Source organism: Agrobacterium salinitolerans, from assembly GCF_002008225.1.
Lineage (GTDB): Bacteria > Pseudomonadota > Alphaproteobacteria > Rhizobiales > Rhizobiaceae > Agrobacterium > Agrobacterium salinitolerans.
In genome coordinates, this window is record NZ_MRDH01000021.1 from 1 (window position 1) to 22,030 (window position 22,030).

Consider the following 22,030-nt stretch of genomic DNA (forward strand, 5'->3'; position numbering starts at 1 on the left):
AGGCAGCCTGATGGTCGTTTCCTTTCAGGTGGCCATCAGTATCGGTGCGGTCTTCGGCGGCTATATCGTCGATTCCTACGGCGCCACTGCGCCGCTGGCGCTGACCGCGATACTGGCCGCATCCACGGTCGCTCTGGCCTTGCTGCAACGTCGTGATTGATCCCTCTGACTTTTCGGGGCCGCAGGCAACGCGTTTGCCTGCGGCCACCTGACGGCCGGCGGCTTGCCGAAACCGCCACGTGAGCACGGGTCAAAAATCAGGGGATGTCCCGCCTTGCGTCACCCCACCTTTGCGCTACGCTTGGGAACAGGGATTTCTCAATGGAGGGACTGAGGCATGTGCAACAACTGCGTGATCGAGGACGTAAAAAAGAACATGCTGTCACGGCGCCTGCTGTTCAAGGGCGCCGCGGCCGGTTTGACGGCCATGACGGCGGGCAGTCTGGCGGCGCCGGTGCTGGCGCAATCGCCCCGGCAGGTCGTTGATCTCACCCATACCTATGATTCCACATTTCCTACATTCGATGGCAAACCGGGCATAGAATACGAGTGGGCAGCGGAGATCGCCAAGGATGGCTATCAGCTCCACAAACTCACCATCTACGAACATACCGGCACCCATATCGATGCGCCTTTCCACTTCAGCGCGAATGGCGCGAGCGTCGACCAGCTGGAGCCGCAGAAACTTGTCTCGCCGCTTGTCATCGTCGACATCACCGACCGCGCAAAAGAGGATGCCAATTCCACCATTGAAGCCGAAGACATCGAACGCTGGATATCTGCGAATGGCGACATCCCGACAGGTGCAATTGTGGCTTTACGCTCCGGATGGGCAACCAAAGTGAAGAGCCCCTCATTCCGCAATGACGACGCCGGAAAATTCGCTTTCCCCGGTTTCGGCAAATCGGCGACCGACCTTCTGCTCAAGCTCGACACGGTCGCCATTGGCGTCGACACACTTTCTCTGGATCCGGGCAACTCCGCAGATTTCGCGGTTCACAATTCCTGGCTGCCAGCAGGGCGCTACGGTATCGAAGGGCTGAACAACCTCGAGGCTCTGCCGGTCAAGGGAGCGACCATAATCGTCGGCGCGCCGGCACACCGCGGCGGAACGGGCGGCCCAGCCCGTATTCTGGCCCTGGTCTGACACCGGGAGCCCCTTCCGTTCAGTCATGGGTCGATTGGAAAGGCGAAGCCGGCCTTGACGCGGTCCATGACGACCATCGTCTTGAACCCTTTGATATCGTGGTTTTCGTAAAAAAAACGGCGGGTGAAGGCCTCGTAGTCCTCCATGTCCTTTGCCGTGATTACCAGGATGAAATCGGCATCGCCCGTCACATAATAACCGATCATCACCTCCCGCGTGGCGCGAATGGCGGCTTTGAAACGGTCGACAATATCGGCCCTTTCTCGCTCCAGCGAGACGAGAACGATCATGGTAATGCCGCGCCCGACGGCTTTGGGCGAAACGACAGCCACATCGGCTTCGATCACCCCCTCATCACGCAGACGCTTCAACCGGCGCTGGCACGCAGTTGGCGACAGATTGACGATTTTGGCCAGCTCTTCCGAGGTCAGGCGATTGTTCTTCTGCACGGCGTCAAGCAGCGCCCGGTCGGCTCGATCTATCTGGGTCATGCGGAATTCCTGCATCTGAATAATAAACTAAGCATAATTTCTGCGTAAAGGCACGCTTAAACGCCGTCAATCAATCATGCAGCGCAGTTAAGCTTCTGGCAAATGAAAAGGGATCTTGCCGATGGAAGCTATCGCCAGCGCAGCGCTTAAAAACCTTCACCGACCGGAGCTGGTCGAGCATCGTGCCTTTCTGGATGGGCAATGGGTGGCGCGTAAGGAGACGCTGGGCGTTGTCGATCCGGCAAGCGGAGATCATCTGCTCGATGTCTCTTCCTGCTCCCTGAACGACGTGGACGCGGCGGTCGAAACCGCAGGCAGAGCATTCCTCGGGTGGCGGGACATGCTGCCCGTTGAACGCGGCGACATCCTTCGGACATGGGGCCGGCTGATGCGTGACAATGCCCGCGATCTCGCTGTTATCATCAGCGCCGAACAGGGAAAGCCGCTTTCGGAATCGCTCGGTGAAATTTCCTATGCAGCAGCCTTTCTCGACTGGTTTGCAAGCGAAGGCGAAAGATCCTACGGGGAGACAATTCCAAGCCATATCAAAGGCGGCAACCTCTCCGTACGGATGCAGCCGATAGGGGTCACGGCTGCCATCACACCCTGGAATTTCCCATCAGCCATGATCGCCCGCAAGGCGGGCGCCGCCCTTGGCGCCGGCTGCACGATGATCGTCAAACCGGCGCCTGAAACACCGCTTTCGGCACTGGCCCTGGCAAAACTGGCACAGGAGGCGGGCATGCCGGCCGGTGTGTTGCAGGTTTTGCCGGGGGAAGCCGCGCCGCTTGCGCGCCGCCTGCTGGAACATGCTGAGGTTCGGGCGTTTTCCTTTACCGGTTCGACCGAGGTGGGACGGCTACTCCTCACGCAATCGGCGGCGACCATCAAAAAAGCCTCGCTTGAACTTGGCGGCCATGCCCCCTTTATTGCCTTTGCCGATGCGGACCTTTCCCAGACCGTGAAAGGTTGCCTCGCCGCCAAATTCGCCACATCCGGACAGGACTGCCTTGCGGCAAACCGCATCTATGTTCAGCGCGAGCTTTATGACCGTTTTATTGAGCGGTTCGCCGAGGCGACCTCCAGACTGACCGTTGGCCACGGCCTTGAACCGGGCATCGACATTGGGCCAATGACCCGGCCGACCGTCGCCGAAAAGTGCCGTCAGCAGATCGCGCAGGCGCTTTCTGCCGGTGCACGTCTCGTCTGCGGCGGACAGGACAGCCCGCTCGGCGGCAATTTCGTCACCCCCACCGTGCTCGCCGATGTGAGCGACGACATGCTGATCGCGCGCGAAGAAACATTCGGGCCGGTGGCCGCCATCCTGCCCTTCGATGACGAGCGGGAGGTCGTGCGACGCGCCAATGCCACGGAGATGGGGCTTGCGGCCTATGTCTACACCAACGATCTCGGCCGGGCGATGCGCCTGACGGACCAGCTGGAATACGGCATGGTCGCCGTCAATACACCGAAGTTCACCGGCGCGCCCATACCCTTCGGCGGCTGGAAACAATCCGGCCTCGGTCGCGAGGGTTCGCGTCACGGTCTCATGGAATATCTCGAACCCAAATATGTCTGCTTCGGCAATCTGGCTGCCTGAAAGGAACGCGCCTATGACCATCGACATTAAAAACATCGCGCAAATGGATCGCAACGCCGTTCTGCACCCATTCACCCAGCTGAAGGACTTCGCCAGTGGCAAGCTCGGCGAACCGACCATAGTTGAAACCGGCAAGGGCATCCGCATTCAGGACGCCCACGGCAAGCAGTTGATCGATGGCTTTGCCGGTCTTTATTGCGTCAATGTCGGCTATGGCCGCACCGAGGTGGCGGAAGCGATTTCCCGTCAGGCCTATCGGCTTGCCTATTACCATTCCTATGCCGCCCACACGACGGACGAACTGGCGATCCTTTCCGACCGGCTGGTGAAGATGGCACCCGGCAAGATGAGCAAGGTGTTCTACGGCATGTCTGGCTCGGACGCCAACGAGACCCAGGCTAAGCTCGTCTGGTATTACAACAACCTGCGCGGCAAACCGGAGAAGAAGAAAATCATCTCCCGCGAAAGGGGATATCACGGCTGCAGCGTAGTTTCCGGCTCCATGACCGGCATGAGCTTTTATCACGACCACATGGACCTGCCGCGCGCCGGCATTTTGCACACCGGCGCTCCGCACCATTACTGGGGCGCAGAAGCCGGTGAAACCGAGCTGGAATTCTCAAAACGCCGCGCCGACGAACTGGAAGCACTCATTCTGCGCGAAGGCCCCGACACGATAGGCGCCTTCATTGCCGAGCCGGTGCTCGGCACCGGCGGCATTACGCCGCCGCCGGAAGGCTACTGGCCGGCGATACAGGATGTTCTCAAAAAATACGATGTCCTTTTGATTGCCGATGAGGTGATTACCGGCTTCGGCCGCACGGGCTCCATGTTCGGCTCGCAACATTACGGCATCGAGCCGGACCTCATCACCGTCGCCAAGGGTCTGACATCGGCCTATTTCCCGCTTTCCGGCGCCATCGTTGGGGAAAAAGTCTACAAGGTCATGGAGGAAGGCGCTGACCGCGTCGGCGCCTTCTCCCACGGCTACACCTATTCCGGCCATCCAATCGGCGCGGCGGCGGCAAATGCCGTGCTCGACATCGTGGAAAAGGAAGACCTGCCCGGCAATGCCCGGGCTGTCGGCAGCTATTTTCAGGAGCAATTGAAGGCGAAGTTCGCCCAGCTTCCAATCGTCGGCGAAGTGCGCGGTGTGGGCCTCATGGGCGCCATCGAATTCGTGGCGGATCGTGAAAAGAAAACGCGGTTTGCCCCCGGTCTCACAGTCGGCGCACGCGTTTCGAAGGCGGCACGCAATGGCGGCCTTATTGCGCGCGCCATGCCGCATGGCGATATCCTGGGCTTTGCACCGCCGCTCGTCACAACGAAGGCGGAGGTGGACGAGATCATCGCCATCGCCGAAACCGCAGTCCGCAGCGTCATGGATGATCTGGTGCGGGCCGGCGAAAAAATCTGATCGTCAGCACGGCGTTCAACGATCGCAAATACTGCTCATTTCGACGGCAACTGCGCCTCTCTGCGGCGCAGTTGCCGTCGGCGTTGCATAAGGCTTCATCTTTTCGCGGAACCATGCATAATGTCATGAAATCAATATCGTCAAAAACGAGACAATTTCATGCGTCGTCAAGCCAATTCGTCAAACCCCGATCCGGTGTCCGCAACCAGACCGGCGGCATGGCGGCCGATCCTGGCCAAACAGAAGGGCGAAACGAAACATTCCGCGCTGACGGAACGAATCATCGCCGATATCGACGCCGGCGTCCTGAAGCCGATGGACCGCATGCCGACCCACCGCGATCTCGCCCGCGAACTCGGCCTATCGGTCCAGACCGTCAGCCTCTCCTACAAGGAGGCTGAACGGCTGGGCTATCTCAGCGGCGAAATCGGCCGCGGCACCTTCGTGAAAACACGGGTGACGGACCGTGCTGGACGCATGATGCTCGATCACAGCCCGACCGAGGTGCTCGACCTCTCCATTATCCGCGGCGTTTATCTCGACGACCATGAAAACGCCTCGCGCACCGTCCTTCGCGAACTGGCCGATAGTGACAATTCGGACTTCATGCGCCCCTGCCGTCCGGTCGCGGGCCTCGACAGCCATCGCGAAACCGCCCGGATCTGGCTTGGAATGATGGGTGTCACCGCCGGCGCGGAACGTATTCTCGTCACCAATGGCGCTGCGCATGGCATATTTCTCGCCTTGAGCTGCATCATTCGCTCGAACGACGTGGTTCTGTGCGAAAACCTCACCGACCACGGCATCATCGGCCTGTCGAACATTCTGGGCTTCAGCCTCAAGGGCTTGCCGACCGACAAAGAAGGTATAGTGCCGGACGCGCTGGAGGCCGCCTGCGCAGCCGGGGGCGTCAAGGCGCTGGTGCTCATTCCCACTCTCAACAATCCCACGGGACATGTTTCCGGCGTTGCACGCAGACAGGCGATCGCCGCGATTGCCGAAAGGTACGGCGTCTTTGTTATTGAGGACGAAGTCTATCGCCCGATCATCGAGGATGATCTGCCATCCATCACCGAAATGCTGCCTGATCTTGGTTTTTTCGTCACCAGCTTTACCAAGACGGTGCTGACGGGGTTGCGCGTCGGCTATCTCGTCGTGCCGCCTGCCTATTCCATCCGCGCCGCCTCTATCCTGCGTGTATCGAGCTGGAGCGGAACCTATCTCACGGCCGAAATCGCCACGCGCTGGGTCGAAAACGGCACCGCACGGCGGCTGCTGGATGTCCAGCGCGCCGAAGTGCGTGCGCGGCAAAAGATTGCCACGGACATATTGGGCGACCATATCGCCTCGACCCACCCCCTCTCCTTCTGCGCCTGGCTGAAGGTTCCACCGCGCTGGACGGAGGACGGGCTGGTGCGCGCGCTCACAAACCAGAACGTCGCGGTCACGCCGTCTGAGCCGTTCATTGCCGGTCCCGGCCATGGCGGCGGCATCCGCATATGTCTCGGTGGACGGCTCAATCACCCAAGCCTCGTCAAAGCCTTGACCACCGTGCGGCAGACCTTCGAGCAACTGCCGCCGGTCTACGATATCGGTTCAATCGGCTGAGGCAGTCGCTCGAAAATCATTGAATCATTACAATATAATAATTGACATGATTTTACTTCGCTCACAACATGACAATCATGAAGAGCGCAAACCTGTCCATATCCGCAGATAAAAATCCGCTTCCGGTCTCGCTGGCCGCGATAGAGCAGGCAGCATTGCGGCTTGCCGGACAGGTGGAGCGCACACCTTTGGTCCGCTCGGACCTCCTGTCCGAACGCTGCGGCCACCCCGTTCATCTCAAGCTTGAAACCCTTCAGCCCATCGGCGCCTTCAAGCTGCGCGGCGCGATGAACGCCATACTGTCGCTTGACGACGACGCACGCAGGCGAGGCCTTGTCACCGCCTCGACCGGCAATCATGGCCGCGCTGTGGCCTATGCGGCCAGCAAGCTCGGAATTCCCGCCACGATCTGCATGTCGGCACTCGTACCGGCGAACAAGGTTGACGCGATCCGCGCGCTCGGTGCGGAAATCCGGATCGTCGGCATGTCACAGGATGACGCGCAAGAGGAGGTGGAGCGCCTGACTGCAAGCCATGGTCTTACCGCAATCCCGCCATTCGATGATGCTGACGTTGTGGCCGGCCAGGGCACGATAGGTCTCGAGGTCGTCGAAGACATGCCTGAGCTGGCGACGGTGCTCGTTCCTCTTTCCGGCGGCGGCCTTGCAGGCGGCATCGCCGTTGCGGTCAAGGCGCTGAAGCCACGGGCACGGGTCATCGGCATTTCCATGGAGCGGGGCGCGGCCATGCATGCGTCGGTTGCAGCCGGCCGGCCCGTCGCAATACGGGAGGAAGAAACGCTGGCGGATTCGCTGGGCGGCGGAATTGGACTGAAGAACCGCGTGACATTCGCACTTTGCCGGGAACTCCTTGATGAGATCGTGCTGGTTTCCGAAGACGAGATTGCAGCCGGCATCCGCCATGCGGCACGCGAAGAAGATTTGACGGTCGAGGGCGCGGGCGCCGTTGGTTTCGCTGCAATCCTGTCCGGCAAGATCGACATTAGCGGTCCGACCGCCATCATCGTATCGGGCGGAAATATCGACCCGGCGGTCCATAAGACCATCATCGACGGGGGAGCCGCATGAGCCGCATCACCATTCTGACCGAGAAAGACCTGCGCGGCGTCATCAAGCTCGATCTCTCGGCGGTCGACTGCGTGGAGCGGGCCTTTGCGGCGCTCGCAACGCAGACCGTCTCCATGCCGCCGATCATGCGGCTCGATATCCCGGAGTTCCGCGGCGAAGTGGATGTGAAGACGGCCTATGTGCCGGGCTTTGATGGTTTCGCCATCAAGGTCAGCCCCGGTTTCTTCGACAATCCGAAACTCGGTCTGCCGAGCCTCAACGGTCTCATGATCCTTTTCAGCGCAAGGACCGGGCTGGTGGAGGCCCTTCTCCTCGACAACGGCTATCTTACCGATGTGCGGACCGCCGCGGCAGGTGCTGTCGCGGCGCGGCACCTGGCCCGCAAAGACGCGTCCGTCGCCGCGATCTTCGGGGCGGGCATGCAGGCACGTTTGCAGCTCGAAGCCCTGATGCTCGTGCGCCCGATCAGATCGGCGCGGATATGGGCGCGGGACCACCAGAAGGCCGAGAGACTTGCGGGCGATTTCGCCAGCGAACACGGCATTGAGATCGCAGCTGTGGCCGATCCGCAGGCTGCCGCGCGGCGTGCCGATATCATTGTAACAACGACGCCCGCCGAAAGCCCGATCCTCTTTGCCGACTGGCTGGAAGAAGGCCAGCATCTGACAGCCATGGGATCGGATGCCGAACACAAGAACGAGATAGATCCGGCCGTGTTCATCAGAGCGCGCTATGTCGCGGACCGCATCTCGCAGACCCGTATTCTCGGTGAGTTGCATCACGCCATCGCCGCCGGGCGCACCGCGTCGGATCAGCACTTCGCGGAACTTGGCGACGTCATTGCCGGCAAAGTGCAGGGCCGCGTATCGGGCAAGGACATAACCTTTGCCGATCTGACCGGCGCCGGCGTACAGGACACGGCTATCGCCAATCTGGCCTTTGCCCGCGCAAAGGAAGCCAAGAGCGGTCAAACAATCGAAAACACCATAAAAATGGGAGATGCAGCGTGAGCGTAACGCTGAACTTTACGCGCGAGGAATATGCCGCGCGCCTGTCCAAAACCCGCAAGGCTATGGAGAAAGCCGGGATCGATCTTCTGGTCGTCACTGACCCGTCCAACATGCATTGGCTGACCGGTTATGACGGCTGGTCCTTCTACGTCCACCAATGCGTGCTGGTGCCGCCGGAGGGCGAGCCGATCTGGTATGGCCGCAAGCAGGATGCCAACGGTGCAAAGCGCACGGCCTATCTCGCCCACGACAATATCATCGGCTACCCCGATCACTACGTTCAATCGACCGAACGGCACCCGATGGATCTGTTGTCTGAGATCATCGAGGAGCGCGGCTGGTCCGGCCTGACGGTCGGCGTCGAGATGGACAATTATTATTTCTCGGCAGCCGCATTTGCATCGCTGCAGACACATCTGCCGAACGCCCGTTTCAAGGACGCCGCTGGTCTCGTGAACTGGCAGCGCGCGGTGAAAAGCCCGGCCGAACTCGACTATATGCGCAAGGCTGGGAAGATCGTCGAACTGATGCACAAGCGTATTGTCGACGTCGTTGAGCCGGGCATGCGCAAATGCGATCTGGTGGCCGAAATATACGATGCCGGCATTCGTGGCACCGCCGAGTTCGGCGGCGACTATCCAGCCATCGTACCGCTCCTCCCTTCGGGTGCCGACGCCTCCGCCCCGCATTTGACATGGGACGACAAGCCGATGCGATCAGGCGAAGGCACCTTCTTCGAAATCGCAGGCGCTTACCGCCGTTATCATTGCCCGCTGTCACGCACGGTCTTTCTCGGCAAGCCGACACAGGCATTCCTCGATGCGGAAAAAGCAACGCTTGAGGGCATGGAGGCCGGCCTTTCCGCAGCCAAGCCCGGCAACACCTGCGAGGACATCGCCAATGCCTTTTTCGCCGTGCTGAAAAAATACGGGATCATCAAGGACAACCGCACCGGCTATCCGATCGGGCTTTCCTATCCGCCGGACTGGGGCGAGCGCACCATGAGCCTTCGACCCGGCGACCGCACGGAGTTGAAGGCCGGCATGACATTCCACTTTATGACCGGCCTCTGGCTTGAAGACATGGGGCTCGAAATCACCGAAAGCATTGCGATCACCGAAACCGGTATCGAATGCCTTTCCAATGTGCCGCGGCAACTCTTCGTGAAAGGCTGAGACGATGTTGAGCACCGCGCTTCGCCCCTCACCGATCACGCCCTCCGTCGATTTTGACGCCAAGGGCGTGCAACACGGTCATCTGCGGCTGCCATACAGCCGCGATGACAGCGCGTGGGGCTCGGTGATGATCCCGATCTGCGTCATCGCCAATGGCGAAGGGCCAACGGCGCTTCTGACCGGCGCAAACCATGGCGACGAATATGAGGGACCGGCAGCACTCTTCGAACTCGCCCACACGCTCGATCCGGCCGAAGTGAAGGGCCGTATCATCATCGTGCCGGCGCTCAACTACCCGGCTTTCCGCGCAGGCACACGCACCTCCCCCATCGACCGGGGAAACCTCAATCGCAGTTTTCCCGGCCGCCCTGACGGCACGGTGACGGAGAAGATCGCCGATTACGTGACCCGCCATCTGATACCGCTTGCGGATATCGTTCTCGATTTCCATTCCGGCGGCAGGACACTTGATTTCCTGCCATACGCGGCGGCTCACGAATTGCCCGACAAGACGCAGGAGGGCCGGTGTTTTGAAGCGGTGGCGGCTTTTGCCGCCCCCTATTCAATGAGGATGCTCGAAATCGACGCCGTTGGCATGCTGGACACGACCGTCGAGGAGTTGGGCAAGGTCTTTGTCACAACGGAGCTGGGCGGCGCGGGCACGGCAAGCGCGAAATCGATCGATATCGCGCGGAAAGGCATCGTCAATCTGCTGCGCCACACGGGCATTTTGGCCGGTTCACCCGTTCTCGCAAAAAGCCGTTGGCTGGATATGCCCTCCAGCGACTGCTTCACCTTTGCTGAAGACGACGGACTCGTTGTCTTCGTCTGCGATCTGGGAGACGCGGTCACGGCGGGTGAGACAATCGCCCGGGTTTATCCGATCGGCAAAACCGGCCTTGCACCGGTCGATTATCGCGCCTCCCTCAGTGGCGTGCTTGCCGCACGCCACGTTCCCGGCCTCATCAAGGCCGGAGACTGCCTTTCCGTCATCGCCACGGTCACGGAGAATACCTAGTCACTAGAAACATCGTGAGATCCGAAAACGGACCACGCAACCCAACCAGAGGAGTAAGAACATGCGTATGATCAGACTAGCCGGGCTTTCCGCCCTCGCTCTCACCATCGGCGTGACGTCAGCCAGCGCGCTCACCGTCGAAGAAGTCAAAAGCCAAGGCTATATCCGCGCCGCCACGGCCAATGAAGTGCCCTATTCCTACATGCAGCCAGACGGCACCTCCGCCGGCATCGGCCCGGATGTGGCCAATGCGGTTCTGAAATCGATGGGTATCGAAGAGGTCAACTGGACGGTGACGCCCTTCGGCACGCTGATCCCCGGCCTCAAAGCCCGTCGCTTCGATTTTGCGGCCGCCGAACAGAACATCTCGCCGGAGCGCTGCAAGCAGGTCGCCTTCACCGAACCGAACTCGTCCTATGGCGAAGGACTACTGGTGAAGAAAGGCAATCCGAAAAAGCTTACCACCTACGCCGATATCGCCAAGGACCCCTCATTGAAGGTCGCCGTTGTTTCCGGCGCAAACAACGTCGATTTCCTGCGCGCAGTCGGTGTCAAGGAAGAGCAGATCGTGTTCATCCCTGCCAATGCCGACGCTATTCCCACCGTGCAGAGCCGAGTCGACGCCTATGCGGCCACCGAACTGACGGTTTCGGAACTCGCCAAGGGTCAGGCGAACGTCGAGCAGGTGACGCCTTTCACCGATCCGGTCGTGAAGGATGCGCCGGTGCGCAATTACGGCGGTTTCGCTTTCCGCCCGGAAGACAAGGAGCTGCGTGACGCCTTCAACGCGGCGCTCGTGGAATTCCGCAAGACGGACGACTACAAAAAAATCCTCACCAAATACGGCCTGTCCGAACAGAGTATTGCGGCAGCGGCCGAAAAGAAGGTCGCCGATCTCTGCGCCGGCAAATAATGCCAGCCGGCGCCCGGGCATAACCGGGCGCCGTTCCTCGGGAATTCGGGAAATCTCCAGATGGACATGACTGCATATCTGCCGATGTTATGGCAAGGCGCGGTCGTCACGATGACGATTACGCTCGCAGCCCTTGCCGTCGGCACGGTGCTCGCCTTTTTCTTTGGCATCCTGCGCGTCGAGGGTGGACCGATCCTGTCGGCAATCGCGCTCTGTTATACGGAAGTGTTCCGCGGCACCTCGCTGCTGGTGCAGCTTTTCTGGTTCTACTACGCCCTGCCGCTGGTCGGGTTGAGCTTCGATCCGATCACGACGGGGGTGCTGGTGCTTGCCGCCCATGCCGGAGGCTACGGCGCGGAAATTGTTCGCGGCGCGCTGTCCTCCGTCTCGGTGCAGCAGCTGGAGGCCGCACGCGCGCTGAACTTCACGCGGATGCAGACGCTGTTTCGCATCTTGCTGCCGCAGGCCGTTGTCGAGATGATGCCGGCCTTCGGCAATCTCGCCATCGAAACGCTGAAGCTTTCATCGCTCGTGTCGTTGATCTCGATTGCCGATCTCACTTTTGCGGCGCAGTCGATCCGCAACCTGACGCTCGATAGCGCCAGCATCTATTCGATTACGCTGCTTTGTTATTTCGCGATGTCGCTCATCTTGATGGTCGTCATCCGGGTGATCGAACGCTTCGTGCGGCGCGGCAACGTCTTCCCGCGCACGCGCCATTCGTAAGGATATCTGCTCATGATGTATGGTTACGAATGGGATACGACCACCTGGCTCACCTACACGACCTCCATCCTGCCCATCATTCTGATCGGGCTCACGGTGACGCTGAAGGCCGCCGCCGCCGGCTTTGCCATTGCGCTGGTTCTGGGGCTCGTCTTTGCACTGCTACGCCGCAGCCGCGTCAGGATGATCTCCTGGCCAACCGCGCTGATTGTCGAATTCCTGCGCGATACGCCGCTTCTTGTGCAGCTATTCTTTCTCTATTACGTGCTTCCGGATTTCGGCATTGTCCTGCCGGCATTTCTCACTGGCGCACTGGCGCTCGGCCTGCAATATGCCGCCTATACGTCCGAAGTCTATCGCGGCGGTATCGAGGCGGTGCATCACGGCCAATGGGAAGCGGCGACGGCGCTTAATCTCACGCACATGCAGACCTATAGGGACATCATCATCCCGCAGGCCATTCCGCGCATCGTCCCGGCCATGGGCAATTATCTTGTCGCCATGATCAAGGAAACGCCGGTGCTATCCGTCGTCACGGTTCTAGAAATGATGGGGCTTGCCAATATGATCGGCGAGCGCACCTTCGAATATCTGGTGCCGCTGACGCTTGTGGGCCTGATCTTCCTTGTCCTGACCATAATCTGCTCAGCAGGCCTCAGCCGCCTGCAAAGAGCGCTTCCAAAAGCAGGAATTCCCTTGCGATGACCAACACCACCAACCAGCCACTGATCGAATTTTCCGATGTCACGAAACGCTTCGGCATTCTGACAGTCCTCGACCGGTTCAATTTCAGCGTCGCGAAGGGCGAAAAAGTCACCCTCATCGGTCCATCCGGCTCCGGCAAATCAACGGTCCTCCGCATTCTCATGACGCTGGAGCCGTTCCAGGAGGGAAGACTGAGGCTTGCGGACATGTCCTACCAGGAGCCGGGCGGCAAAGGACCTTTCAAAGCCTCCGAAAAGCATCTCCGCCAGATCCGCAATCACGTCGGCATGGTGTTCCAGAGCTTCAATCTCTTTCCCCATATGACCGTCCTTCGCAATATCGTGGAGGCGCCGGTGCGGGTTCTGGGCATCAGCCGCGCAGAGGCGGAGGCGCGCGCAATCGAATTGCTGAAGATGGTCGGGCTTGTGGATAAGAAGGATCATTATCCAGTGCAGCTTTCTGGCGGGCAACAGCAGCGCGTCGCCATTGCCCGCTCGCTTGCCATGCGTCCGCGTGTCCTGCTTTTCGATGAGCCGACCTCGGCACTGGACCCGCAACTGGTTGGCGAAGTGCTGTCCGTCATCCGCGACCTGGCCCATGAGCATGACCTGACGATGCTTCTCGTCACCCACGAAATGCGCTTTGCCCGGGAAGTCTCGGACCGCGTCTGTTTCTTCGACAAGGGCCGCATCTGCGAACAGGGGAAACCGGACGAGATTTTCGGCCAGCCGAAAGAAGACCGCACACGCGAATTTCTCGCTTCCGTCTTACAGTGAATTTCATGGTGAAGTCGGTCAGCACGGGTAGATAGAACCTTTCCGTTCGCGCATCAGCCTCGAGGGTCAGCGCCGTGTTGAACGGATCGTGGCGCAAGCGGCGGATTTCGGAATTGACTGCCGGCAAGATTCTCTCGCTTGCCAAGGCGCAACGTTACACCACCAACCTGCGAGCCCGCGGCTTGAGGAGTTCGAAATCCGGCCTCATCGGGTGTCTGGTTCCAGTTTATGACAACCGGTTCTTGTCCTCTATGGCGCAGACGTTCGAGGGCCAGGCGCGCAAACGCGGCCCGTCGCCCATGGATAAAGGTGGTCAATGCGCTCGAGCGCGAGCCGCATATTGCTCAAACTCCTCCAGTGGTATGGGCCTTGCGAAAAAGTAGCCCTGGAAAAACTCGCAGCCGTATGACAACATCATGCGCAATTCGGCCTCTGTTTCCACGCCTTCGGCAAGGACCTCCAGAGAGAGGTCGTGTCCCATTCTGACAATGTTTTTGGTAATTGCGGAAAGACGCCCGTTTTCGCTCACGCCCTTTACAAAGCTGCGATCAATCTTGAGCTGTTTCAACGGCAATTGACGAAGATAACTGAGAGACGAATAGCCGGTTCCAAAATCATCAAGCGCGATCGCAAACCCCGCGCGATGCAGGAGCTTCATCTTGGCGATGGCCGCGTCTATATCAGAAAGAAAAACGCTTTCGGTCAACTCCAGCTTGAGTAACCGTGCGTCAATGGCATTAGACGAAACGGCTTCGAGAAGCTGAGCGGCAAATCCCGTATCCACGAAATGATCCGCAGTGATGTTGATCGAAAGCGTCAAGTGACGGGTCGAAGCGTTTTCCTGCCATCGTGCCAGGGTCTTGCAAGCTTCAACAATCACCCATTCGCCGATTGTCGGCATAAAGCCCGTGCGTTGGGCAAGTGGAATGAATTCCGCCGGTGATATTTTGCCCCGTTTGGGATGGTTCCAGCGCAAAAGCGCTTCTGCTCCGCTCACCGAGCCGTCCGCACGCACCTGCGCCTGATAAAAAAGTTCGAATTGCCCGTTGGAAAGCGCAGTCCGCAACTCCAATGCGTTTTTTGTCTGGCTTCGAAATTGAGCCTGCATCGCCGCGACGCCTCCGCACAACATACTCGTCGCGAAAATACCGTTGAACCATGCGCTGACGCTTCTCACTTCCTGCGAGATCGAGATATGGAAAGGGAAGCTCGCAGCGGAGGCACACAGAAAAATGAAAGCTATGAGACCGGACGAAATGACCATGAACTGGGGGATCGAGCGCCGGCGTTGAAAATTCATATAGCCAACGAAGACGATGACGAGCAGGTAAAGGTGTGTCGTTCTGGGCACTGCCGCGTCCTGCACATCGATCGAGACCGAATACCAGCACACAAACAGGGTGCAAGCGATCTGGGCGAGGATAAGACCGCATGAAAAATGGCCCTTCAGGCAAATCAGCCAGCAAGGAATGACCGCTGCACCGAGCACAAGAAGGCTGATTGCGATATTCCACCGTCCCGTCAGAGCAAAGAACACGAACCAACCCGCCCCAAGCGCAAGGCCAAGCCATGCTGCGATGCGGCACAGAAGAAGCAGATGCTGTGAGTATTCCTCTCGGTCTTTGTTTTTTTGGAGGGGCATGCTGGCCTTGCTTGCGATTAAGAACGGCGAACTCGCTCCTTGCTGGAAAAGCCATGAGGAAGCTAGGCCTACAAAACCGGAGGTTGGGCTTTTCAAACGACGCGGTTAAACAAAGCCAAATACGACGCGACAAGTTTTCATCAACGATATCTGTTGACCTCAACCACTCTCGAGGCCGTATCCCGTAACCTCGACTGATGCGGGGGGCACGACTGCTCTCCCAAACCCAACCCGACAAATGGTCCTGGATAATTTGATGAAACAGCAGCTAACGAACATTCTGAACAGCGGCCGAGACAGCGCGCTTCTGCGCTTTTCGCTAGCCAAGTCCTTTGCAGCCTCCGGGGAATTGCCGGAAGCTGTGCGGCATCTTCAGGAAGCGGTCCGGCAAAAACCGGATTATTCCGCCGCCTGGGCGGAGCTTGGCCTCAACCTGTTGCGATTGGGCGACAATGAAGGGGCCACGGCGGCTTGGCTAAAAGGCATCACCGTTGCCACGGCCCAGGGCGACGCGCAGGTCAGACGGCAGCTGGAAGTGAGGCTGCGACGGATGAGGTCGCAACTGCCGAAAGGGTCCTGTAATGGGCCAAGCTCATCGTGATACATCTCACATTGCGCCGTCAGGCGAACATCGTCGCAACAGATCCAGCCCGTCAAAAATTCGCCGGAGATTAGCCAGGCTTCATAAAACCGGTTATGATCACCAGAAAAATCACGGGAGGCGGCCGTCGAGGGCCGGTGATTTATGGGTATTTCCGATCACATCCAGGAAATAGAGCACGTCGGACAGGGCAGAAATACCGGCCGCGACGAGGTGGTGCTAGAATCTTGGCGACGTTGTCTAGATACCTATCAGCTTGATCCGGCCAAGGCGCGAGAAGCCGTCATCGTTTCCGAGACATGCCTGCGCGAGCATCGTCAGCGGGCAGAAGACCTCGTCCACATCGCCCGTTCCGGCCTGGAACGGCTGTATCGGCAGGTGGCTGAGCAGAATTACGTTCTTCTTCTGTCGGATCAACAGGGAGTGACGGTCGAGTTTCTGGGCGACCCGTCATTCAATAACAATCTGCGCAAGGCCGGGCTTTACCTCGGCTCGGAATGGTCGGAACCGCGTGCCGGCACCTGCGCCGTCGGCGCCTGCATCGCCACCGGCGAAGCACTGACGATCCACCAGACCGATCATTTTGATGTGACGCATACGCCGCTTTCCTGCACCGCAGCCCCGATCTACGATACGCAGGGGGCATTGACGGCGGTACTCGATATTTCGCTCCTGAGTTCCCCCATCCTCAAGACGAGCCAGAACATGGCGCGTCACCTGGTTTCATCGACCGTGCGAAGGATCGAGCTGGCAAATTTGATGGCCAGCAGCCGCCATGATCTGGTGCTGCGCTTTGCGGGTGCGCCCGAATTTCTGGATGTCGACCCCGAAGCCGCTGTCTCCGTCGATGGCTCCGGCCGGATCACGGGCATGACGCACGCCGCCGCACGCCTTCTCGCCGCATCGCGCGAGCTTGACTGGCGCATGCCGGAACGCCTCCTCGGAGAGCGCGTGGAGGAGTTTTTCGAGGCCGGCTTCGATGAACTCGCCTCCCTCACCCGATCAAGCCTGCCGCAGGAGAGGCGCATCGTCGTGAAGGACGGCACCGTGCTTTATGCGCACGCGATCGAACCGCAGCAGCGCCGGTCGACGGTGCCGCTTGCTCGTCTGAAATCCCAGCCGGTTATGGAAGAGATCGGCGGCGATGGGCCGGCGGTTCGAAACCTCAAGCGCAAGGTGGAAAAACTGGCGCCTGCAAAATTGCCGATCCTGCTGCAGGGCCAGACCGGAACCGGCAAGGAACATCTCGCCCGCATCATTCACAACACAAGCGGCGTTTCCGGCCGGTTCGTCGCCGTCAATTGCGCCGCCATTCCCGAACAGCTGATCGAAAGCGAATTGTTCGGTTATCTGCCGGGAGCCTTCACAGGGGCGCTGGCGAAAGGACGCAAGGGGCTGGTGGAGGAGGCGCAGGGTGGAACGATGTTCCTCGACGAGATCGGCGACATGCCGTTTGCGGCGCAAAGCCGGCTGTTGCGCGTATTGGCCGAAGGTGAGATCCTGCCCGTTGGTGGCTCCACCCCCCAGAAGGTGGATTTCAGGGTGATTTCTGCCTCGCACCGCCCGTTGAGCGACATGGTGCGGACAGGTGATTTCCGCGAAGACCTCTATTATCGCCTGAATGCGGCTGTGTTGACCTTGCCCGCACTTAGCGAACGCGATGACTTTCCCTGGCTTCTCGATAAGCTTCTGGAAAAACATGGGCTGCCGGGTCGTCCTCTGACGCTCTCCAACGCCGCGCGGATGTTGATCCTTGGCCATTGCTGGCCCGGCAACATCCGCGAGCTGGACAATGCCATAGCCTTTGCCGCCGCCCTTTGCGATGACGGGGTGATTAAGGCGGAAGACCTTCCCGATCATCTTGCCTCCGCAACGTCAGCCCCGATGATCGACAGTCGCGGGGCCGATCTCGGCGCGCTTCTGGCCGCCTGCAACGGCAATGTTTCGGAGGCCGCCCGCCGGCTCGGCATCGATCGCACGACGATGCACCGGCGAATGAGACGCCTCGGTATCGGAAAACCTCACAAGAAAAGGTGCGGCACGCGCCACGGCTGTCGCGCCACAGCTGTGGCGTCATATAAAACCGGCACTCTGGTGAAATCCCGCAATTTCGGGCTTCCGGCACCTCAAACCGCGCTGGCACGGGCATTGCACCTTCTCTGGCATCAGGAGCCATCGAGGAGAAAACATGCGCGCGCTCAGATTTCATGCAGCCAGGGACTTGCGGGTTGAAGACATTCCCGAGCCGAAACGGCCGGGGCCGGGACAGGTTCTTGTCCGCAATCGATTCGTCGGTATCTGCGGAACCGATCTGCATGAATATAGTTACGGTCCGATCTTCATCCCCACCGAACCGCACCCCTTTACAGGCGCTCACGGCCCGCAAATTCTCGGTCACGAATTCGGCGGTGTCGTGGAGGCCATCGGCGAAGGCGTCACCTCGGTTGGCGTCGGTGACCGCATATCGATCCAGCCGCTCGTCATGCCGCGAACCGGTGACTATTTCGCCGACCGTGGCCTCTTTCATCTGAGCACGCAGCTGGCGCTGGTCGGTCTCAGCTGGGAAGGCGGCGGCATGGCGCAGGCAGCACTCGTCAACGAATATAACGTCCAGAAGATTCCCGACGCGATGACCGATGAAGAGGCCGCACTCGTGGAACCCTCGGCCGTTGCCGTTTATGCCTGCGACCGCGGCGGCGTCACCGCCGGCAACAGCGTTCTGGTCACGGGCGCCGGCCCGATCGGCATGCTCACACTTCTCGCCGCGCGTGCTGCCGGCGCCGCGCAGCTTTTCGTATCCGATCTCAATGATGCCCGCCTTGAGCTTGCCCGCAACGTAATCACCGACGTCATTACCATCAATCCGAAGCGCGATAACGTCGGCGATGTCGTGCGCGCAGCGACAGAAGGCAAGGTCGGCTGCGATGTCGCGATCGAATGCGTGGGCAATGAACATGCGCTCAAGGCCTGCGTCGATGCCGTGCGCAAACAGGGCGTTGTTGTCCAGACCGGGCTGCATCCGCACGAAAACCCGATCGACTGGTTCCAGGTGACATTCCGCGACCTGGAGATCAAGGGCTCATGGGCCTATCCGACCCATTACTGGCCACGGGTTATCCGGCTCATCGCCTCCGGCCTGCTGCCAGCCACGAAGATCGTTACCAAGCGCATTACGCTCGATACGGCCGTCTCTGAGGGCTTCGATGCCCTGCTCGACCCCGCCGGCACCCATCTGAAGATCCTGATCGATCTTTCGAAATAGGCCTGCCTCCCTCGGCATGCCGGGAGAGGAGCCCGATATGCCGAGGGCACAGGCTTTCGGGGGCGGCGATTTCGCCGCTCCACCATCAGACCAAGCAACATGGAGGAGATGAATAATGCTTGATGTCAGTCCCGCCACCAAAATCGACACGGTTCTTTCCAAGCTCGGCAATGCGTTGGAAAATGGAGACATCGCCGCGGCCGTCAACCTGTTTCAGGCCGATTGTTACTGGCGCGACCTCGTAACCTTCACCTGGAACCTGAAAACGCTGGAAGGACGTGAGCAGATCCGCGATATGCTGACAAACCAGCTTTCCGCAATCAAACCCTCGGGCTTGGTGCAGGATGTGAAGGAGCAGGCCTCGGAAGGCAATGGCATCACCGAAGGCTGGTTCGAGTTCGAGACCGGGGTTGCCCGTGGTTACGGCCATATCCGCCTGAAGGACGGGATGATCTGGACATTGCTCACCACCATGAGCGAACTGAAGGGCCACGAAGAGCCGAAGGGCATCCGCCGTCCGATGGGCGCGGAGCACGGCCACGACCGCAACCGCCGGACATGGAAAGAAAAACGTGAGACTGAGGCCGCCGAACTCGGCTATTCGGAGCAGCCCTATGTCGTAATTATCGGCGGCGGACAGGGCGGCATTGCGCTTGGCGCGCGGCTTCGCCAGCTCGGTGTGCCTACGATCATCATCGAGAAGAATGAACGGCCCGGCGACAGCTGGCGCAAGCGCTACAAATCGCTCTGCCTGCATGACCCCGTCTGGTACGACCACCTGCCCTACATTCCGTTCCCGGAAAACTGGCCCGTCTTTACACCGAAGGACAAGGTGGGTGACTGGCTGGAGATGTACACAAAAGTCATGGAGCTGAATTATTGGGGCTCCACCACCTGCAAGTCCGCCCAATACGACGAGGCGACGGGCGAATGGACCGTGGTTGTCGACCGCGCCGGCAAGGAGGTCGTGCTGCGTCCGAAACAGCTGGTGCTGGCGACAGGCATGTCCGGCAAGGCGAATATACCGAAATTCCCCGGGCAGGATGTCTTCAAGGGCGAGCAGCAGCACTCCTCGCAGCATCCGGGTCCTGACGCCTATGCCGGCAGGAAGGTCGTGGTGATCGGCTCCAACAACTCAGCGCATGATATCTGCGCAGCGCTCTGGGAAGCGGGCGCTGACGTCACCATGCTGCAGCGGTCATCCACCCATATCGTCAAATCCGACTCGCTGATGGATATCGGTCTTGGCGACCTCTATTCCGAGCGGGCGGTGGCAAACGGCATGACCACGCGCAAGGCCGACCTTGTCTTCGCCTCCCTGCCCTACAGGATCATGCATGAATTCCAGGTTCCCGTTTACGATCGCATTCGCGAACAGGACGCCGATTTTTATACGGCACTGGAGAAAGCGGGCTTCATGCTCGACTTCGGCGATGACGAATCCGGCCTGTTCATGAAATATCTGCGGCGTGGATCGGGTTATTACATCGACGTCGGGGCCTGTGACCTCGTGATCGACGGCTCGATCAAGCTGAAATCCGGGGTGGATGTCTTGCACCTGACGGAGAATGCCGTGGTGCTGAAGGACGGCACGGAACTGCCTGCCGATCTGGTGGTATATGCGACCGGCTATGGTTCGATGAACGGCTGGGCGGCCGATCTCATTTCGCGTGAGGTGGCCGACAAGGTGGGCAAATGCTGGGGCCTCGGTTCTGACACCACCAAGGATCCCGGACCATGGGAAGGCGAGCAGCGCAACATGTGGAAGCCTACACAACAGCAGGCACTGTGGTTCCACGGTGGCAACCTGCATCAATCGCGGCACTATTCGCAATATCTCTCGCTCCAGCTCAAGGCGAGACAGGTGGGCCTGAAAACACCTGTTTACGGCCTTCAGAAGCCGCATCATCTGTCCTGACCCGAAGCGAGTTCCGGCCCGTCTCGATGAGGCGGGCCGGGGATTTTACGACTGGGACTTATCGGATTGCCAGAACCGATAAAGCTCCGCGACATTGCCGCTGGTCATGAGCGGCATTGCAGCCTGCAACTGCTCAGCCGGCCAATCCCACCATTTCATCTCGATCAGCATGGCGATACTGTGGTCATCGAACCGCTTGCGGATCGTCTTTGCGGGATTGCCGCCAACGATGGCGTAAGGTTCGACATTCTTCGTCACCAGCGCCCGCGTTCCGATCACTGCACCATCACCAACCGTAATGCCGGGCATGATGATCGCTTCCGAGCCTATCCAGACATCGTTACCGATGACGGTATCGCCCGCCGGCAGATAACCGTTGCCGGCGTTTTCAAACTCCGGCACTTCGGGCATGAAGAAAAATGGGAAGGTACTGATCCACTCGTTGCGATGACCCTGATTGCCCGCCATGATGAAGGCGGCGCCCGAACCGATCGAACAGAAGCTCCCGATTATCAGCCTGTCCGCGCCTTCATCCGACAACAGATAACGGGCGCAGTCATCAAAGCTGTGGCCGTGATAATAACCGGAGTAATAGCTGTATTTCCCGACCACGAGGTTTGGGTTCTTGACCTGCTTGTCAAGCGTGACGCCCCGGAACGGGCTTTCGAAGTAGTTTTCCATTGGGGTAATCTCACTGCATATGTTCGCACTGGCTTGCCTCAAGGCAAACCGACGCCAAGCGCCAAGCCTGTCGGCTTTTCGCTCGATGCTCCTCACGCAACGGCGGGAGCTAGATGCAGGTGATACTCGAAGTTTTTATCATCGAGCCTAGTTAACGCAAAAATCCGCGACGGCCAAGCCGTGAAACGTTTTTGGTCTCGCGTCGCTTACATCGCAACACCACCGGCCCATAAAAACAGCGGGGATTTCTCC

Annotated in this window: 19 protein-coding genes and 2 pseudogenes; 18 read left to right on the forward strand and 3 right to left on the reverse strand. The window is 59.6% G+C overall.

Going from position 1 to position 22,030, the window contains the following annotated elements:
- Together BS627_RS24225 and BS627_RS14235 are read left to right on the forward strand one after the other, a co-directional pair.
- Positions 1–160: pseudogene (locus BS627_RS24225) on the forward strand (MFS transporter); the annotation flags it as partial.
- Between the two features lie 177 nt (positions 161–337).
- Positions 338–1,147, forward strand: a complete 810-nt coding sequence (locus BS627_RS14235; protein ID WP_089153254.1) for a cyclase family protein — start codon at positions 338–340, stop codon at positions 1,145–1,147.
- 23 nt (positions 1,148–1,170) lie between these two features.
- Here BS627_RS14235 and BS627_RS14240 read toward each other — a convergent pair whose 3' ends face one another.
- Positions 1,171–1,638 (reverse strand): Lrp/AsnC family transcriptional regulator, encoded by a 468-nt coding sequence (locus BS627_RS14240; protein ID WP_077983963.1) that lies wholly within the window; start codon positions 1,636–1,638, stop codon positions 1,171–1,173.
- A gap of 121 nt (positions 1,639–1,759) precedes the next feature.
- Here BS627_RS14240 and BS627_RS14245 point away from each other — a divergent pair, with 121 nt between their 5' ends.
- The 12 genes and pseudogenes from BS627_RS14245 to BS627_RS14300 all read left to right on the forward strand — a co-directional run.
- On the forward strand, positions 1,760–3,238 hold the full coding sequence (locus BS627_RS14245) for an NAD-dependent succinate-semialdehyde dehydrogenase (RefSeq protein WP_077983847.1): 1,479 nt from the start codon (positions 1,760–1,762) through the stop codon (positions 3,236–3,238).
- Between the two features lie 13 nt (positions 3,239–3,251).
- Complete coding sequence (locus BS627_RS14250; RefSeq protein WP_077983964.1) at positions 3,252–4,655, forward strand: aspartate aminotransferase family protein; 1,404 nt, start codon at positions 3,252–3,254, stop codon at positions 4,653–4,655.
- A 159-nt stretch (positions 4,656–4,814) separates the two neighbouring features.
- On the forward strand, positions 4,815–6,263 hold the full coding sequence (ehuR, locus tag BS627_RS14255) for a MocR-like ectoine utilization transcription factor EhuR (RefSeq protein ID WP_077983848.1): 1,449 nt from the start codon (positions 4,815–4,817) through the stop codon (positions 6,261–6,263).
- A 68-nt stretch (positions 6,264–6,331) separates the two neighbouring features.
- Positions 6,332–7,351 (forward strand): hydroxyectoine utilization dehydratase EutB, encoded by a 1,020-nt coding sequence (eutB, locus tag BS627_RS14260; protein ID WP_165691256.1) that lies wholly within the window; start codon positions 6,332–6,334, stop codon positions 7,349–7,351.
- A complete protein-coding gene (gene eutC / locus BS627_RS14265; RefSeq protein WP_077983849.1) occupies positions 7,348–8,361 on the forward strand; it encodes an ectoine utilization protein EutC in 1,014 nt (337 codons plus the stop codon). Before eutB ends, eutC begins: the two co-directional genes overlap by 4 nt.
- Positions 8,358–9,536, forward strand: a complete 1,179-nt coding sequence (doeA, locus tag BS627_RS14270; protein WP_077983850.1) for an ectoine hydrolase DoeA — start codon at positions 8,358–8,360, stop codon at positions 9,534–9,536. Before eutC ends, doeA begins: the two co-directional genes overlap by 4 nt.
- A gap of 4 nt (positions 9,537–9,540) precedes the next feature.
- Positions 9,541–10,554: a N(2)-acetyl-L-2,4-diaminobutanoate deacetylase DoeB gene (gene doeB, locus BS627_RS14275; RefSeq protein ID WP_077983851.1), complete on the forward strand. Its 1,014-nt coding sequence runs from the start codon at positions 9,541–9,543 to the stop codon at positions 10,552–10,554.
- Between the two features lie 61 nt (positions 10,555–10,615).
- Positions 10,616–11,467 (forward strand): ectoine/hydroxyectoine ABC transporter substrate-binding protein EhuB, encoded by an 852-nt coding sequence (ehuB, locus tag BS627_RS14280; protein WP_077983852.1) that lies wholly within the window; start codon positions 10,616–10,618, stop codon positions 11,465–11,467.
- 60 nt (positions 11,468–11,527) lie between these two features.
- The gene (gene ehuC / locus BS627_RS14285; protein WP_077983853.1) at positions 11,528–12,193 is read left to right on the forward strand and encodes an ectoine/hydroxyectoine ABC transporter permease subunit EhuC; all 666 of its coding nucleotides are present in this window, start codon (positions 11,528–11,530) and stop codon (positions 12,191–12,193) included.
- A 12-nt stretch (positions 12,194–12,205) separates the two neighbouring features.
- Positions 12,206–12,898 (forward strand): ectoine/hydroxyectoine ABC transporter permease subunit EhuD, encoded by a 693-nt coding sequence (gene ehuD, locus BS627_RS14290; protein ID WP_077983854.1) that lies wholly within the window; start codon positions 12,206–12,208, stop codon positions 12,896–12,898.
- Positions 12,895–13,674, forward strand: a complete 780-nt coding sequence (ehuA, locus tag BS627_RS14295) for an ectoine/hydroxyectoine ABC transporter ATP-binding protein EhuA (protein ID WP_077983855.1) — start codon at positions 12,895–12,897, stop codon at positions 13,672–13,674. Before ehuD ends, ehuA begins: the two co-directional genes overlap by 4 nt.
- Positions 13,675–13,751: 77 nt before the next feature.
- A pseudogene (locus BS627_RS14300) lies at positions 13,752–13,991 on the forward strand (LacI family transcriptional regulator); the annotation flags it as partial.
- On the opposite strand, the gene BS627_RS14305 reads toward BS627_RS14300, so the two are convergent.
- Positions 13,988–15,316 (reverse strand): putative bifunctional diguanylate cyclase/phosphodiesterase, encoded by a 1,329-nt coding sequence (locus BS627_RS14305; protein WP_077983856.1) that lies wholly within the window; start codon positions 15,314–15,316, stop codon positions 13,988–13,990. The pseudogene BS627_RS14300 and the gene BS627_RS14305 sit on opposite strands and share 4 nt — an antisense overlap.
- A 256-nt stretch (positions 15,317–15,572) precedes the next feature.
- Here BS627_RS14305 and BS627_RS14310 point away from each other — a divergent pair, with 256 nt between their 5' ends.
- The 4 genes from BS627_RS14310 to BS627_RS14325 all read left to right on the forward strand — a co-directional run bounded on the left by BS627_RS14310 (position 15,573) and on the right by BS627_RS14325 (position 21,097).
- Positions 15,573–15,917 (forward strand): tetratricopeptide repeat protein, encoded by a 345-nt coding sequence (locus BS627_RS14310; RefSeq protein WP_077983857.1) that lies wholly within the window; start codon positions 15,573–15,575, stop codon positions 15,915–15,917.
- A 144-nt stretch (positions 15,918–16,061) separates the two neighbouring features.
- On the forward strand, positions 16,062–18,149 hold the full coding sequence (locus BS627_RS14315; protein ID WP_245307125.1) for a sigma-54-dependent Fis family transcriptional regulator: 2,088 nt from the start codon (positions 16,062–16,064) through the stop codon (positions 18,147–18,149).
- Positions 18,106–19,179 (forward strand): 2,3-butanediol dehydrogenase, encoded by a 1,074-nt coding sequence (locus BS627_RS14320; RefSeq protein ID WP_077983858.1) that lies wholly within the window; start codon positions 18,106–18,108, stop codon positions 19,177–19,179. Before BS627_RS14315 ends, BS627_RS14320 begins: the two co-directional genes overlap by 44 nt.
- Positions 19,180–19,294: 115 nt before the next feature.
- On the forward strand, positions 19,295–21,097 hold the full coding sequence (locus BS627_RS14325; RefSeq protein ID WP_077983859.1) for an NAD(P)/FAD-dependent oxidoreductase: 1,803 nt from the start codon (positions 19,295–19,297) through the stop codon (positions 21,095–21,097).
- 45 nt (positions 21,098–21,142) lie between these two features.
- On the opposite strand, the gene catB is transcribed toward BS627_RS14325, so the two are convergent.
- Entirely contained in the window at positions 21,143–21,778 is a 636-nt protein-coding gene (catB, locus tag BS627_RS14330) for a type B chloramphenicol O-acetyltransferase (protein WP_077983860.1), read from the reverse strand.
- Between the last annotated feature and the right edge of the window lie 252 nt (positions 21,779–22,030).